The 340-nt window shown below is 70.0% G+C and carries 1 protein-coding gene and 1 pseudogene; one reads left to right on the forward strand and one right to left on the reverse strand.

The genetic code is table 11. From position 1 onward, the window contains the following. A pseudogene (locus tag AOK22_RS44060) lies at window positions 1–116 on the reverse strand (4-hydroxy-tetrahydrodipicolinate reductase); the annotation flags it as partial. Between AOK22_RS44060 and AOK22_RS40240 the strand changes: the two are divergent. Beyond that, window positions 81–275, forward strand: a complete 195-nt coding sequence (locus AOK22_RS40240) for a dihydrodipicolinate reductase C-terminal domain-containing protein (RefSeq protein WP_425264084.1) — start codon at window positions 81–83, stop codon at window positions 273–275. The pseudogene AOK22_RS44060 and the gene AOK22_RS40240 sit on opposite strands and share 36 nt — an antisense overlap. Window positions 276–340: the final 65 nt, after the last annotated feature.

Here is a 340-nt window from a genome sequence, read left to right on the forward strand (position 1 = left end):
AAGGTCAGGCCCGGAGTGCTCACCACGCGGCGCGCGCCGAGCAGGATGCCCGGCATGAAGCTGCTGTGGTGCAGCGAGTCGTGGCGCACGGTCAGGGTCTCGCCCTCGCCGCCCACCAGGAGGTCCTGCTGGGCGGCGAGGGCGAGACCCTGACCGTGCGCCACGACTCGCTGCACCACAGCAGCTTCATGCCGGGCATCCTGCTCGGCGCGCGCCGCGTGGTGAGCACTCCGGGCCTGACCTTCGGCCTGGAACACTTCCTGGACCTCGGCTGACCACGAGCTGACACCCATGCGCGCAAAGATCACCTACGCCGTCACGGCTGCCGTCCTGGTCGTCT

This window comes from Streptomyces silaceus, from assembly GCF_001419745.1.
GTDB lineage: Bacteria > Actinomycetota > Actinomycetes > Streptomycetales > Streptomycetaceae > Streptomyces > Streptomyces silaceus.